This is a genomic window from Rhizobium sp. CFBP 8762, assembly GCF_014841565.1.
Taxonomy (GTDB): domain Bacteria; phylum Pseudomonadota; class Alphaproteobacteria; order Rhizobiales; family Rhizobiaceae; genus CFBP-8762.
Map to the genome: position 1 here is coordinate 1,037,654 of NZ_JACYUD010000001.1, position 14,514 is coordinate 1,052,167.

Annotated in this window: 16 protein-coding genes; 1 reads left to right on the forward strand and 15 read right to left on the reverse strand. The window is 64.8% G+C overall.

Translation table 11 applies throughout. The features are described 5' to 3' along the window. Window positions 1-8 precede the first annotated feature (8 nt). From IFT84_RS05005 to IFT84_RS21595, 9 genes are all read right to left on the reverse strand, one after another. Entirely contained in the window at window positions 9-290 is a 282-nt protein-coding gene (locus IFT84_RS05005) for a helix-turn-helix transcriptional regulator (protein ID WP_192117491.1), read from the reverse strand. A 138-nt stretch (window positions 291-428) separates the two neighbouring features. Beyond that, window positions 429-968 carry a DUF2285 domain-containing protein gene (locus tag IFT84_RS05010; protein ID WP_197975430.1) on the reverse strand — a complete coding sequence of 180 codons (540 nt, stop codon included), beginning with the start codon at window positions 966-968 and terminating at the stop codon, window positions 429-431. Continuing rightward, on the reverse strand, window positions 874-1,299 hold the full coding sequence (locus tag IFT84_RS21730; protein ID WP_446737566.1) for a transcriptional regulator domain-containing protein: 426 nt from the start codon (window positions 1,297-1,299) through the stop codon (window positions 874-876). The genes IFT84_RS05010 and IFT84_RS21730 overlap by 95 nt, the downstream gene beginning before the upstream one ends. 10 nt (window positions 1,300-1,309) lie before the next feature. Next, the gene (locus IFT84_RS05015; protein WP_192117492.1) at window positions 1,310-1,573 is read right to left on the reverse strand and encodes a DNA -binding domain-containing protein; all 264 of its coding nucleotides are present in this window, start codon (window positions 1,571-1,573) and stop codon (window positions 1,310-1,312) included. A gap of 129 nt (window positions 1,574-1,702) precedes the next feature. Beyond that, the gene (locus tag IFT84_RS05020; protein WP_192117493.1) at window positions 1,703-1,948 is read right to left on the reverse strand and encodes a helix-turn-helix domain-containing protein; all 246 of its coding nucleotides are present in this window, start codon (window positions 1,946-1,948) and stop codon (window positions 1,703-1,705) included. A 191-nt stretch (window positions 1,949-2,139) separates the two neighbouring features. Next, window positions 2,140-2,469: a DUF736 domain-containing protein gene (locus IFT84_RS05025; protein WP_192117494.1), complete on the reverse strand. Its 330-nt coding sequence runs from the start codon at window positions 2,467-2,469 to the stop codon at window positions 2,140-2,142. A 575-nt stretch (window positions 2,470-3,044) separates the two neighbouring features. Continuing rightward, complete coding sequence (locus tag IFT84_RS05030; protein ID WP_192117495.1) at window positions 3,045-3,485, reverse strand: hypothetical protein; 441 nt, start codon at window positions 3,483-3,485, stop codon at window positions 3,045-3,047. A 102-nt stretch (window positions 3,486-3,587) separates the two neighbouring features. Next, the gene (locus tag IFT84_RS05035) at window positions 3,588-3,755 is read right to left on the reverse strand and encodes a hypothetical protein (protein ID WP_192117496.1); all 168 of its coding nucleotides are present in this window, start codon (window positions 3,753-3,755) and stop codon (window positions 3,588-3,590) included. Window positions 3,756-3,833: 78 nt separating this feature from the next. Then, window positions 3,834-3,962 (reverse strand): hypothetical protein, encoded by a 129-nt coding sequence (locus tag IFT84_RS21595; protein ID WP_274603586.1) that lies wholly within the window; start codon window positions 3,960-3,962, stop codon window positions 3,834-3,836. 130 nt (window positions 3,963-4,092) lie between these two features. On the opposite strand from IFT84_RS21595, the gene IFT84_RS05040 reads away from it, so the two are divergent. Then, window positions 4,093-4,653, forward strand: a complete 561-nt coding sequence (locus IFT84_RS05040; RefSeq protein WP_192117497.1) for a flavin reductase — start codon at window positions 4,093-4,095, stop codon at window positions 4,651-4,653. Between the two features lie 9 nt (window positions 4,654-4,662). On the opposite strand, the gene IFT84_RS05045 is transcribed toward IFT84_RS05040, so the two are convergent. From IFT84_RS05045 to IFT84_RS05070, 6 genes are all read right to left on the reverse strand, one after another. Further along, window positions 4,663-5,598: a DUF2493 domain-containing protein gene (locus IFT84_RS05045; protein WP_192117498.1), complete on the reverse strand. Its 936-nt coding sequence runs from the start codon at window positions 5,596-5,598 to the stop codon at window positions 4,663-4,665. A gap of 314 nt (window positions 5,599-5,912) precedes the next feature. Then, a complete protein-coding gene (locus tag IFT84_RS05050) occupies window positions 5,913-6,959 on the reverse strand; it encodes a DUF7146 domain-containing protein (RefSeq protein ID WP_192117499.1) in 1,047 nt (348 codons plus the stop codon). After that, entirely contained in the window at window positions 6,959-11,305 is a 4,347-nt protein-coding gene (locus IFT84_RS05055; RefSeq protein WP_192117500.1) for a strawberry notch family protein, read from the reverse strand. The genes IFT84_RS05050 and IFT84_RS05055 overlap by 1 nt, the downstream gene beginning before the upstream one ends. Before the next feature lie 152 nt (window positions 11,306-11,457). Next, entirely contained in the window at window positions 11,458-11,859 is a 402-nt protein-coding gene (locus tag IFT84_RS05060) for a hypothetical protein (RefSeq protein ID WP_192117501.1), read from the reverse strand. Between the two features lie 97 nt (window positions 11,860-11,956). Continuing rightward, window positions 11,957-13,699 carry a ParB/RepB/Spo0J family partition protein gene (locus IFT84_RS05065; protein WP_244651104.1) on the reverse strand — a complete coding sequence of 581 codons (1,743 nt, stop codon included), beginning with the start codon at window positions 13,697-13,699 and terminating at the stop codon, window positions 11,957-11,959. Between the two features lie 154 nt (window positions 13,700-13,853). Further along, the gene (locus IFT84_RS05070) at window positions 13,854-14,498 is read right to left on the reverse strand and encodes a plasmid pRiA4b ORF-3 family protein (RefSeq protein WP_342212832.1); all 645 of its coding nucleotides are present in this window, start codon (window positions 14,496-14,498) and stop codon (window positions 13,854-13,856) included. Window positions 14,499-14,514: the final 16 nt, after the last annotated feature.

The window sequence follows — 14,514 nt, forward strand, 5'->3', positions numbered from 1 at the left end:
AGGTCGTCTCAGCGCGGCTGGCGGCCGGCGAAGCGGCGATCGGAAGGCTCCTGCCTCTTGGCTGGAAGCACCGCGCCGCGCGGATCGGAGGTCGAGCTGACGAGGCCGCGATCGGCCCAAGTCTGGAGATCCTCGATGGCGTAGACGACTCGGCCGCCGAGCTTCCGGTAAGCCGGGCCGGTGCCGTAGGTGCGATGCTTCTCAAGCGTGCGCTCGGAAAGTCCGAGGAAGCGTGCTGCCTCCTGCGTGCGCAGGTAGCGTGGCGGGATGCCGGCGGTAGTTTCGGCCATTGTCGAGCCTCCGTGGTCTCATCGGGGGCCGCTGCCGTCAGGCGGCGGTTCGAGAGCACGGTGGCGTGAAGACGGTGGGTCGGACGATGTCGAAGATAGGAATCTAATTTCGACACGCCTCAGGCGATTGATGGCGGCCTATGATCGGCGGGGTCGGCGCAGGAGGGAGCGGTAACCGCCTTCCACGAGTTTCACGCCGTCACGCACGAGGCGGATCGTCGTTTCACGAACCGAGTTTCCGACCCAGGATTGCGCGTCGATCTGGTAACCGAGAAAAAGGATTTCGCCGATGGCGCGGTAGGTCTCACCCGCATAGTGCGCGTCGACCGCTCGAAGCATCGTACGCATTCGCTGGCGTCGTGGGGTGGTCAGGCGTTCGTCTGGAGCGGTCTTGCGCCTCCACATCGTCGACCAAAAGCGGTCGATCGCCTGGAGCCGATCCGGCGTGATGTCGTCGAGTATGACGAGGGCGGCGAGCGATGCGTCACCGGCTTCGCCGTGAAAAGCGATGTCGAACATCTGGCCATTGGCGGCAAGACGAATGGACTCATCGGCAGAAAGGTGCGTGGGGGAAATTATTTCGCTAGTTACCCCTCTGCCAGCGGGCGATGCCGGTGACGGAGCGAGGAGAAGTTTGAACGGATCGGCGGTAAGGGTCCAGGAGATAACCGTGGTCAAGGCATTGAGGGCTGGGTCTGTAGCAAAAAGACAACCCCCAATGATCAGACAGAGCCCTTGCTTTGTCTGGAGCGAGGTGGCCGGCTTGCTGTAATTCCGCGTATTCGCGGCGGTAGTCGCGATTTCTCCGCAGAAACTCCCACGCGATATCTGGCGCACTTAGGCCGTCGATATAGTCATAGGCCGAGCCAGTTCTCCAACTTCCTTCCTCAGACATGCTTTTTCCTCTCCAGCCGCGCCTCTCTGAAGCGAGCAATGCAGAGAACACGATTCCAAGTTGTCTTAGGCTTGGGAAGTTCGAAGGTGGCGCGACGTGATGCAGGTTCTGCATCACTGGTCGATCAGTGGTAACTCGACCGGACCAGATGGCGAAAGCCGTTCTCCGTCATCCATTTCGCCCGGGCCAGGTGGCTGGTGTAGACGCGCTCAGCCCGCTGGGCCTCATTGTCTGGATCGAGGCCGAATATAACGGCGACCGCTTCTTCCCAGCACGCCCCGTCGGCCTCGGCGTCCAGCAGTCGCAGATAGGTTTTCAGGTGCTCGCGATCATACGGCGTGAGCACGGCGCTCTCAGGTGGTTCGTCTAGGAAGTCTGTCTTGGTCACACCGGTCCCCTGACGTCATTCTTATCCATTCCGGTGGCATTTGTTAACCTTGTCTTGGTTGCATCGCAGCAAAATATACGCCGGTGATGCCAAAGGCGTGCCGGGGGCACGCGGTTGGCAAGGGAGACGTTATCGCCTGTCGATTTTCCCACGAACCACCATCACTCCTTCGCCTTGGTCGGTGGTCAGGAGGAGGATGCCATGGCCCTCAAGCGCCCGACGCACCTGATCGCGTGTGGTCTCATACACCTCGAGCCCGCTTGCGGATTCGAGGCGCTTGAGCGCGGTCAGTGATACCTGGGCCTTGTCAGCGAGCGTCTCCTGATTCCATCCAAGCAACGCGCGTGCGGCCCGCGATTGTCGGGCGGTGATCATGCATGATCACCTCCCACTCAGACCGACGCGTACACCAGAACTACGACTATAATAGTCGCTCTTGAGCGGCGATGCTACCTGAGACTGCCTATGCGGCTGAGGCTGACAACCATTGGGCCTCCAACTGATTCGGTCGCCCGCAGAAGCGTTTGGCCCCGCCCGGATTGTCCGGGCGGGGCGTCCCGCTGGCCTTATTCGCCGTTGCGGCGGCCGTTAGGGCGGGACCAGATGAGGCTGAAGCCTTCGCCGTCCTCGTCGTCGAAGAGGTTGGCGTAGATCGGGGCGTTGAAGCTGGGATCATCGAGCTTCAGACCCAGGTAGGCGCGACCCTCGTTGGAGGTCTTGGACCAGGCGGCGCCGATCTCTGCGCGGCCGACGAAGACGCGGTGGCTGGGGGCGTTCTCGCCGTTGGCGCGGGCCTCGGGGACGATGCGGACGTTTTTGGTCTGAACGCTGAGAGTGACGATTTCGCCGGTGAACTCGTTGTTGCCGGTCTTCTTGAAGGTGCCGATGGTCGCCATGGTAGTTCTCCTTGAACTCTGTTCCGAGCCCGCACCATTGCGGCCTCGATGGCGATCGACAGGCCGGAGGCGATTGACGGCGCACCCCGCAGGGGCCTGACAGCAAAGGAGGGGCTTTCTTGGCTCGCGAGGAATGACGGCGCAGCCGGCAGGGGAAGAAAGTTTCGACGCCGCTGTTGCGGCATAGGCGATCGAGGCGCAGCCGACCTTCGGCCAGATCAGCCCATTGAAGAGGCCGTTTTGGAGCGGTCGACCTGATAGAGACGCATCACAGGAGAACGTGGCGACCATTCCGAACCGATAGGCCGTGACGACGCCTGACACCGCGGTTCAAACCAGTTCCGCCAGACGCTACGTTCCGCCGACTCCTGCCCGTCGCCCACGAGATCGCCCCTCTCGGCACTCGCGCCGTCGGGCGTGCTGTCACGGCTTTGCCCCCAAGCGCTATCACCGAGGGTATGGCGCGTCAGTTGGGTTAGCCGTCGATCCGATCAACGCGATTGCAAACGACCCTGCCGACGAGAAGCGCGGCATGTAGACATCGACCCGCCGTCCTGCCGCCGCCAGCAACAGTGTCAGGCGCGCGCGAGGTTCTGCCCGGTTGGCCCGGGCGCGGCCATTGCTGTGACCCGGATCAGCGCAGTGACGCCGACGGCGATTGCGCCGATGACGGAGAAGATGATCTGCCAGGTGTCGGAGGGCATGGTGTGTTTCACGATGCCATGGGTCGCGTGGTAGCCGGCGAGCGCCGCAGGCGCGACGAAGGCGAGTGCGATCGCGAGCCGTATCCAGAGCGGACGGACGAAGGCGAGCAGGAACTGGCCGAGGCCGAGCGTCAGCGCGGCGGCGGCGAGGCCGACGAGGATCGCCCCGAGCCAACCGGCGCCGGTCTGAAAGGCCCAAGTCCCGGCGCTGACGCCTGCGAAGAACGGCAGAGCGAAGACAGCGAGTGTGAACAAGAGCCAGCACAGAGCGACGATCGCCGCAATGCTGCAGAGGACTCCAATGAAGATCATGGTGGTGTTCTCCGTGAAAGACAGGTTTGACGGTCGCGCCTCCACCACCACCACGGCGCGATGCCAGTATAGCCGAAGAGAAGGCGGCACGGGAGCCCGCGATCAGCGGGCGAAGGGATCGATCTCGTGAACGATGGCGGCGAATTCGCCGTCATATTCGCCGGCGGGCATGACGCCCATGGTGCCGTCGCCCGCCTGGAAGATGACGATGGTGACCATGAGGGTGGTGGCGAGGCTGAAGGCGAAGGCGTGAGCTTGATTGAGGGACATCTGACCGGCTCCTGTCTTGGAGGCGGGAGACCATCTCCCGCGCGACAGGCGCCCGATTTGTCCGGCCGATGGCCGCAATCACCGCGCAGGCGAAGCCGGAGCGGCGGCACGCTTTGCGTAGTCCGACCCTTTACGGGTTGATGGCGTCAGGCCAGCGGCTGGACCAAGGATCAGCGCAATGGAAGCTGGAGATGGTTTTTCCGCCATGACCGGGGCCACGATGGGGTCGCGTGTTCAATGCTTTCGCGCCCTAGCCTCGTTGCCGTGCGGCCCGTCGTTATGCTGCCGACATGGGCCGGTAAGGTCATGCAAAGCGCAACAGCCGAGGGGGATACCCGTGCCGAAACTGCCGAAGAAGACCGACTTCCCCGTCAGCCAGGTGCGGCGCTATCTGGAGCCCGGCCCGATCGTGCTGGTGTCGTCGAAGTGGCAGGGCGCGACGAACATCATGACGCTCGGCTGGCATACGATCCTGGAGTTTTCGCCGTCACTCGTCGGCATGATGATTTCCGCCGGAAATCACAGCCACCGCATGATCCGCGAAAGCCGGGAGTGCGTCATCAATCTGCCGACGACGGCGCTGACCGATACCGTGGTCGGGATCGGCAATACGTCGGGAGCCGACATCGACAAGTTCGCCAAGTTCGATCTCACGGCGGAAGACGTGAGCGCGGTCGATGCGCCGCTGATCGGCGAATGCCATGCCAGCTTTGAGTGCCGCCTTCACGACGATGCGCTGGTCGAGAAGTACAATTTCTTCATTTTCGAGGTGGTGAAGGCGCACGTCGCCGTGTCGCCGAAGCATCCCGAGACGTTGCACTACACCGGCGAGGGCGTGTTCGTGATGTCCGGCAAGGTCATCAGTCGGAGGTCGCTGTTCCGACCTGAGATGCTGTGAAGGCAGCGCTCACGCGCCGCCTCCCTTCTGGCGGAAATCGAACAGCGGGATACCGAGCTTCCTCGCCTTGTCGGCGAGGTTGTCCTGAATACCGGTGCCGGGGAATACGATCACCCCGATCGGCAGGACGTCGAGCATCTGATCGTTGCGCTTGAACGGTGCGGCCTTGGCGTGTTTCGTCCAGTCGGGGGCGAAGCCGACCTGTGGCACCTTGCGGGCGTCGGCCCATTTCGCCGCGATCTTCTCGGCGCCCTTCGGCGACTTGCCGTGAAGCAGCACCATGTCGGGGTGCTTGGCGTGGACCTGATCGAGCTTGGCCCAGATCAGGTGGTGATCGTTGAAGTCGAGCCCGCCGGTGAAGGCAATCTTCGGACCGGCAGGGAGCAGCACCTGATTATCGGCGCGTTTCTTGGCGGCGAGGAAGTCCCGGCTGTCGATCATCGCCGAGGTCAGGTTGCGATGGTTGACCATCGATCCGCTGCGCGGTCGCCAGTTCGATCCGGTGTGGCGCTCATAGTGTTCGGCGGCCTGGTCGCGCATCAGCTCGAAGGCGTTGCGGCGTTCGATCATGGTCTGGCCCTCGGCCGTCAGGCGTTCCAACTCGACCGCCTTCACCTCGCTGCCGTCCTGTTCGCGCTGGCCGCGACGCTGCGCCTGCTCGTTGTCGTCCAACTCGCGCTCGATCCGGGCGGTGGTGCGGTGGAAGAGGTTGACGGTCGACCAGAGGAGATCGTCGAGGTCGGGCTCGAGGCGGGTGTCTTCCAGGGCGACGATCAGGGCGTCGAAGATGTCGGCGATGGCGCCGGCGACATGGTCGCCCTCCGGAAGCGGTCGGGGATCGGGTTCATCCGTGAAGGGACGGTAGCCGTAAAGCTGAAGTTCGCTGAGGACATGGTCGGTGGGGGAAGAGGCGTGGTGCGGTTCGTAGTCATCGTGCTCGCTCATGGGATGCTCCGTCGGTTCGACCGCGACCCTCGCGGCCTTCATGGCGACGAAAGCCGGCGGGCGGGCCGGACCTGCATCCGCAGCAAAGCGGAGGGCCGGAGCACAGCGGAGGATGACGAAGGCGGGCTATTTTGCCTCGCGATGGAAAGCGGTCCTCGGCCGCGCCGGAAAATAGTCCGCCACAGGCATTGTGGGTCCGGCCCGTTTGCTGGCCGATCGCCCTCTTGAAGGCCGGGGTGCGGTTCTCTCCGACCTGGGGATCATCCGAGCGATGCCGACGACGGCGCTCCCGCCGCCTGCAATCTTCTTCCGGCCTATGCCGCCAGCGCCATGAAGCGTGCGACGTCCTGAGGCGCGATCTGCACCCTGGCCGCTGCCCGGACACTGTCCAGGCCCTCCATGCGAAGATCCTCGTTGAAGTCACCCAGGCTTGGAGACACCACAACCGCCTCGATCCCGGCCGCGTTCGCCCGTTCGATCAACGTCGTCATCGCACCGTCGCCAGCCGGATCATTGTCGCGGACGATATAGAGCCGGCGCAGCGTGTCGGGGAACAGGATGGCCGAGAGATGCGCCGCCGAGAGCGCCGCCGCCATCGGCATGGTGGGCAGCGCCATTCTGATCGACAGCATCGTCTCGATGCCTTCGCCCGCCGCCATCACGTCGCCCGCCACACCGAAGCGAACGGCGTGCCCAAGGAGGTCGCCCATCGCCCGTCGCGGCGTGTCGATCGGAGCTTTGTCAGAGCCGTCGGGAGCGAGCCAGGTGCGGTGCGCGCCGGTCTGACGCCCGTCGAGATCGGTGACCGATGCGATCATCGCCGGCCAGGTCTCGGTCGGGGAATGTTCGTCGGGACGGTAATAGCAGCGGGGATGAAAGTGGAGACTTCCGGTTCCGTGCAAAGCCGTAATCGCACGGTTCCGTAGATACGTTTCTACGACAGTGCCCAAAATCGGCCGCGACATTCCAACGAGCCGTCGTGCAGCCTCGGGTGATCCCGTCGGCGCCGGTGATTTGCGTTCGCCATCATGCCAACGGTCCGGTTCGGGATGCGGCATCGACAGGAAGGTGCGCGCCTCGTCGGCGACGTCCTTGAAGTCGACCAGGCCGCAGCTCTCGCGAATGACGTCGAGCAGATCGCCATGCTCGCCGGTCGCGGCGTCGGTCCACTTGCCGGCGGCGCCCTTGCCTGTCTCGCCGCCCTTCAGCCGCACGAACATCGAGCGGCCCGGCGTATTGCGCACATCGCCGACCAGCCAGTAACGGCCCTCCCGATGACCGGCAGAGAGGTAGTGGCGGCACACCGCCTCGGCCTGCCGGCCGAGACGGATCGCCAGTTCGGAGGCGTCCTGCCGTGCCATCACGCCGCCTCCCGCTCGCCGATGCGCTCAACGGGATAGCGCTCCAGCACCTTGGCGAGGATGGTCGCCCCGGTCGTATCGGTCGGCACGAACATCCGCAGCTTCCACGAGATGATCTCGTGGAACAGGCCGTAGGCCCGCAGGCGATCGCGCATGGCGTCGGTGAAGCCCGACAGTTCGATGCGGTTTGCGCCCATCACGCGGACGCGGCGAAGCTGAAGACCCTCCGTCAGATCGAGGATGGTCTTGCCGTCCATCAGCGCCATGAAGGCGTCGTCGGGCGTCAGGGTCGACATGCCGGTCGCAAGCGCGCCGGCCACCCATGCCGGGGAGACGCGGCGGCCGACGATGCGCTCGCCGTCGTCGGTCTGGAGTCGATAGACCCGCGTCGACTCGTTCGGCAGCCGCTTCCAGATCGGCAACAAGAGCCCGCTGACGACATGGATGGTGCTGTCGGCATATTCCGGCACTTCGGCCAACTCCGCATCCCATGCCGCTGCGAAGCCCGACCGATCCGCGTCGACCCAGTGGGTCTCGCCCATCATCTTGATGGGGATGTTCTGCGCTTCCATTGGCCGGACCAGCCGCACCCGCCGCTCGATCTCGCCATCGTCCAGCATGATGCTGGTGGTCGGTATCTGCACGGCGGCGCGGCCCGAACGCTCGTTGACCAGCAGCCTCGCGCCCGGGTCATCGAGATGGCCGAACGCCTCGGCCAGCGTCACGGGACGATTGCGCTGGCGCTGGGTGATGGTCAGCAGCCGAGCCTCGGCCCCGGTGCCAGGATGAACGTGGATCGTCCGGCGGTCGGTGACGATGAAACTCTCGGCCTGCAGCGTCTCCAGCCCGACGTCGTAGCTGCCGGAAGCGATAGCGCCTTCGATCTTGGCGTTCAGCAGTCGCTCGAACGCCGTGAACAGGACGCCCTGAAGTTCGATGGTCAGCGCCAGCAGCCGGTTGAGAAAGGTTGTGATCGGCGGCAGTTCGTCCTTGATGCCGGTGGAATCCATCAGCGAGAGGCCGGTGGCGTCCTCGAACATCTGGAGCGAGCAGCCGTCGACCTTGCCGCGCACCAGCAACAGGTAAAGCTGCCGCAGCGCGTCGCGGGCGTAGTGGCTCTCCAGATTGTCTTCGGGACGGAACAGGCCTTGGCCGCCCGTTTGGCGCTGGCCGCGCGTGATCGCGCCCAGCGTGTCGAGGCGGCGGGCGATGGTCGAGAGAAAGCGCTTTTCCGCCTTCACGTCGGTCGAGATCGGCCGGAACAGCGGTGGCTGCGCCTGGTTGGTCCGGTTGGTGCGGCCCAGGCCCTGGATGGCGGCGTCAGCCTTCCAGCCCGGCTCCAGCAGATAGTGGACGCGCAGCCGCTGGTTCCGCGCCGACAGATCGGCGTGATAGCTGCGTCCGGTGCCGCCGGCGTCGGAGAAGATCAGGATGCGCTTCTGATCGTCCATGAAGCCTTGCGTCTCGGCGAGATTGGCCGAGGCGGCGCGGTTCTCCACGGCGAGGCGGTCGATGCCGCCGGGGCTGGTCATGGAGTCGGCACCCGACTTGCGGACGATGCGGCGCGAACGTCCTGTCACCTCCGCCACGACATCGGTGCCGAAGCGCTGGACGATCTGATCGAGCGCGCCGGGAACCGGGGGCAGCGAAGCGAGCCTCTCGATCAGGCGGTCGCGACGTGCGACGGCGTCGCGGCTCTCGACCGGCTGGCCGTCGCGAAACACCGGCCGTGACGACAGGTTGCCCTCGCTGTCGGTGAACGGCTCATAGAGCTGCACCGGGAAAGAGTGTGCGAGATAATCCAGAACATATTCGCGCGGGGTTATGTCCACCCGGACGTCATTCCATTCCTCGGTGGGGATCTCCGCGAGACGGCGCTCCATCAGGGCTTCGCCGGTCGACACGATCTGGATCACGGCGGCATGGCCGTCGACCAGGTCCTGTTCGATCGAGCGGATCAGTGTCGGCGTCTTCATTGAGGTCAGCAGATGGCCGAAGAAGCGCTGCTTGGCGGATTCGAAGGCGGAGCGGGCGGCGGACTTGGCCTGGCGGTTCAACGTACCGCTGTCGCCAGTGATGTTGGCGGCCTGCATGGCGGCGTCGAGATTGTTATGAATGACGGCGAAGGCGCCGGCATAGGCGTCGTAGATGCCGGTCTGCTCGGGGGTGAGCTGGTGCTCGACCAGTTCGTATTCGACGCCGTCATAGGAGAGTGAGCGGGCCGTGTAGAGACCGAGCGAGCGCAGGTCGCGGGCCAGCACTTCCATCGCCGCGACGCCGCCGTCCTCGATCGCCTCGACGAATTCGGCGCGGGTCGAGAACGGGAAGTCCTCGCCGCCCCAGAGACCAAGGCGCTGGGCGTAGGCGAGATTGTGGACAGTGGTCGCGCCGGTCGCCGAAACATAGACGACGCGCGCATTCGGCAACGCATGCTGGAGTCGGAGGCCCGCACGGCCCTGTTGCGAGGCGGCGACGTCGCCGCGTTCGCCCTTGCCGCCGGCGGCATTCTGCATGGCGTGGCTCTCGTCGAAGATAATCACTCCATCGAAGTCGGAGCCCAACCATTCGACGATCTGCTTGACGCGGGAAAGCTTCTCGCCCCGGTCGTCGGACCGTAGCGTGGCATAGGTGGTGAATAGGACGGCTTCCGAGAGCGTGATGTCCTTGCCCTGCGGGAAACGCGACAGCGGCGTGACCAGCAGCCGCTCCATTCCGAGGGCCGACCAGTCGCGCTGGGCGTCCTCCAGCAGCTTATCGGATTTGGAGATCCACACCGCCTTGCGGCGGCCCTGCATCCAGTTGTCGAGGATGATGCCGGCCGACTGGCGACCCTTGCCGGCGCCGGTGCCGTCGCCAAGCATGAAGCCCCGGCGGAACCGCACGGCGTTCGGTGCATCGTCGGGCGCGGCCGAGACGACGTCGTAGGTCTCATCGAGCGTCCATGATCCCGCGAGGAAGTCGGCATGCGCCTCGCCGGCGTAGATGACGGTTTCGAGTTGGGCGTCGGAGAGAAGCCCGTCGGTGACGATGTTGGCGGGAATCCGGGGCCGATAACTCGGTCTGGGCGGCGCGACCGAGGCCATCGCCACCGACTGTACGAGTTTGGTCGGGTGAGCCTGCGCCCCGGGAATACGGATCGCCTGCAATCCGTATTCTTCATAGATCGCGTCGGTGATCCGGCCGTTTTCGGCGGGAGTCCAGTCCACGGTCTCATAGGCGAGTTCGACGCCTTCGGGCTCAATGGACGCGGGCGTGGCGCGACGTGCAGCAGTGGTGCGCGCGAGGTATCCGCGAACGGTCCGGGCCGTCGCGGCGGACCCTGAGGTTTCCACTGGCGGGAGGGTCGAAGTCGCACGCGGTGGAACCTGCGTCTCGATCCAGTCGAGCAACGTGGCGACGTCAGGCGCGATGCCGGGCGAAGCGGGAAACGCCGAACGATCGTCGGCCGGCAGCTTGTCGATGACCGTCAGCCGCGTGTCGATTGTCGTGCCGTGCTTGGCGTAAACCGAGCCGTCAATGGCCGCGGTGAAGACGACGCGGCCGCGCTCCTGAAGCCGGACGAAGGCCGCTGCCCAAGCCGGATGGTCGGGGCTGAAGTTGGCACCAGTGATCGCCACCAGCCGCCCGCCATCGGCGAGCCGGGCCAGTGCTGAGGCAACGTGGCGATAGGCTGCATCGGCCACGCGGCCGGTGACGTTTGCCATGGCCGAGAACGGTGGGTTCATCAGCACGACGGAGGGAACGGCTCCCGGCGCGAGATGATCGTCGATCTGGGCGGCGTCGAAGCGCGTGACGGCAACGGCCGGAAACAGCGCAGCGAGTAGATCGGCGCGGGTTTCGGCCAGCTCGTTAAGGAGGAGCGTTCCGCCTGATATCTCGGACAGGATGGCGAGCAGGCCGGTGCCAGCCGACGGCTCCAGCACGATGTCGCCAGCAGCAATGGAGGCGGCCGCCACGGCGGCAAGGCCGAGTGGCACCGGCGTCGAGAACTGCTGGAGCGCCTGCGATTCTTCCGAGCGCCGGGTATGCGTCGGCAGGAGCCCGGCGATCTTTGAAAGAGCGGAGAAACGTGCAGCCGGAGATGCGGCTTTGCGGAAAAGTGCTTTTCCGTATTTGCGCAGGAAGAGGACTGTCGCGACCTCGCAGGCCTCATAGGCCGCCTTCCAGTCCCAGGTGCCGCTGGTGTCGGACGCGCCGAAGGCCGCTTCCATGGCTGCACGGAGGATCGCGGCGTCGATGCGCTGGCCGCGTTCGAGATGATCGAGAAGCTGTAGCGCCACCGCGAGGATCGGAGACGCACGGGTGACGAGCGCGGCCGGAAGGGCCGCGGGAGACAGAATGTTCATGGGAGGAATCTCGGGAGAGCGGAAGGGACAAGCCCGGTCGGCGCTCTCTCTCGACCACCCGGACTCGACCCATCCCGGCCGTCCTCTTCCTCTTGTCCGCTGACATAAAAAAAGCGCCCGACCGTGAGGCCGGGCGCGCGCATGGTCGGGAATCATCGCACACCTCCCTCAGCTAGCCACCGGCCAGTGCTGATCCACTCGATCGTGCGGCCGGTGGAGAGATCGAGCAGATGGGCGCCGCCGGAGAAGCCGTCGACGACAGGGTCCGAGGCGACGCCGGCCCACTGAAAGCCCCAGGTGCCGGTGAGCGCGAATGTCTCCGCGCAGCGGGTGACGAAGGTGACCAGCAACTGCGGATCGGCGGTGCCGGGGTCGCGAAGCCAGAGGCGTGTCGCGCCATGCTCGGGCGTGAGCGAGAGCAGGAACGGCTCGGCGGGCGGGTCCTCGCGACCGTTCTCGGCCATCAGCGCGGTATAGATGTCGAACGCCTGCGCGACATTGGCGACCGAGCCGACGTCGAGCAGGCAGGAGAAGCGGGTGAGATGTTCGGCCATATCAGGCTCCTGAAACGTAAAGAGCCCGGCGCTGAGCCGGGCTCTAAGTGGATGGGATTGGAAGTTGCGGAGCGGCCGAAACCGCCCCGCGAGCCACTCATTCAGCGGCGACGAGGTGACGGTCGTCATCCTCGCTGTCGGGTGGCGTTTCCGAATCTTCGTCGGCGCTGAGGAAGTCGGGCAGTTCGGCCCCCTCGGTTTCGCCGGCTCCGTCCGCGTCCGCTGCGGGATCGCCGTCAACGCCGGCCAACCGAAGCGGCTCGGGCAGCCAGCCACTATCGGCCAGCAGACGCTCGGCCTCCTTGGCCATGTCGCCCTTTTTCATATGGTCGATGAGCTGCGCTGCCCGTTCGCCGGCGCCTTCGCGGACGGCTTCGAGGATGCGTGGCTTGGTGACACGGTTGAGGTAGTTGCCGAAGGTCGGGCGCCAGCCGGCTTCGACGATGTCGAGCCCGGTCGCTCGCGTCAGGCGGTCGGCCTGCGCGAGCCGCATGTCGAGCGTGTGCTGCGACACGCCGCCAGCACTGTGCGGGTTCGGCCGCTCATAGAGCGCGTTGACCCCATAGCTGACGCAATGTGCCAGCAGAGCCATGCGGCTGGCGTCGTCGAGACCGGCGAGCCAGTCCCAAAGGGCGTCATCGTCCTTTGGGATGTCGCTGGCCCAGGCGTCGTGGCGCTCCTGCACGGCCCGGGCGGAGGGGCTGTCCTTCAGCGCCTCGTCCTGAACGGGGAAGAAGATGTGCTTCACCCCGGCCTCCATGGCGCCCGTATACATGCGGGTCATGAACGTGTCCGAGATCAGCTTGTGGAGGAGCGCCGTCATGGCGATGTGCGGGTTTTTCGCCACCGCGTTGCGCAGCGCGAGGGTGCGATAGGCGGTCAGCTCGACGACGAGGCGTTCGGGCAGCGGCTTGATCCCGTCGTCCTCATCGTCGTCATCGGACTCGGCGGGTTGTCCGCCGATGGTAATGACGGCGCGTTGCAGCGACGGGCGATCGGCGTCGACGGATTCGATATCCGTCTCCGATCCCTCCTCGCCATCGGACCGGACCTGAGGCACATCCTCGGGCCGGACGAAGCCGCGATCGACCGAAAGCGAACCGTCGGCGTCGATGCTAACGAAGACGCCGGCGATGGCGATGTCGGTCGGGTCGAAGTGCTCCGGGCGATCGTCGAACGCCGCCAGAGCGGACTCGATCTCGCCCATACGCTCGTCGACCTCGTCGGGCAGTTCGTCGGCGTCCTGATATTCCGCTTCGAGCCTGGCCTGCTCGGCGGTGAGCGCCTCGATGGTCGCCTGTTCCTCCGCCGATAGATCGATCGGCGTGCCGGAGACCTCGTGCAGGCCGCGCACGGCATCGTAGGGGAAGCTGACCGCGACCTCGATCCACTTCCAGCCCTCGGCGGCGATCGCCTCGGCCTCGGCCTTCAGCTTCTCGGCGACGAGTCGATCGAGAAGCCCGACGTCCTGCAGCCAGCCGCCATCGTCGGCCTGGAACAGATCGCGCATGACGATCCCTCCGGCCGCCTCATAGGCTTCGGTGCCAAGGAAGACGGCGCGCTTGTCTGAGGCCCGCACCGTGGTTTCGGTCAGCATGCGCCGGATCTGATAGGGCTCCTTCGACCAGGCGTCCTTGATCGCGTCCCAGACCTGAGCCTGACGATCATGGTCTTCGGCGACTGTAAAGGCCATGAGTTGCTCCAGCGTCATGCCGTCGTCGGCATAAACGTCGTGCAGTGCGGGCGACACGGTTGCGAGGCGCAGCCGCTGCTTGACCACGTTGACGGGCACGAAGAATGCCGCGGCGATCTCCTCCTCGGTCATGCCATTGGTCAGCATGTCGTGGAAGGCGCGGAACTGATCGAGGGGATGCAACGCTTAGGTTATGCGTCAAGTGTCCTTTTAGCTGGACAGCGCTGATTCTAAGGACTTTTTAGCTGCGCTCCGTATTTCGAGTGTATCTTTGGCTTCGAAGCCCTCTTGGGTCTGTCAATTACGGGCTTTCTCGACGGAAGCGATAGCCGCCCTTTGATGCGCGCATGGCCTTGGCGATCGCCTTGTTGATGTCGTCGAGATTGCAGGTCTCCGGGTGGAACTTGCGACCCACCCACCGGCGCATGGCATTATGTTCCTCGTGGTCAGGATCGAGCCAGGCTTCGAGGAAGTCAGCATAGCCTGAAGTCCCACCAACATCTTCGGGAGGTCCGGAACGTTTGCCTGCGATACAGCGAGGATATTTGGCATTCTCCTCGCGCGCGACGCGCTCCAGGCGCAGCAGATGACGCCAATTATCGCCAAAGTCATATTCGTAGAGGATCGTGAGCGGGTTTTCCTCGGGATCGTAGGGAAAGTGAAGGTCGATCATCCTGACCTCGGTCGCCTCGAAGGTCCGGCTGTCGGACAGACCATCCTCATCGAACTCTGGTGCCCCGTAGATAAGGCCTCCGATATTGAACTGATGCAAATGACTGTCGGTCCAGCCAAAGGCGGCCTGCAGCATCTCGTGGAGTTGAGCGAGGTTGAGAGTGATGGGCAGTTCGAGCGTGCGGCTGATCATGGGCTCGATGCCGAGGATATGAACCTCGGCGCGCACGATGAAGCTGTCTGGATCGAAGGGGTCAAGCATGCGGCAGATCATGCCGCGCACGAGTGTT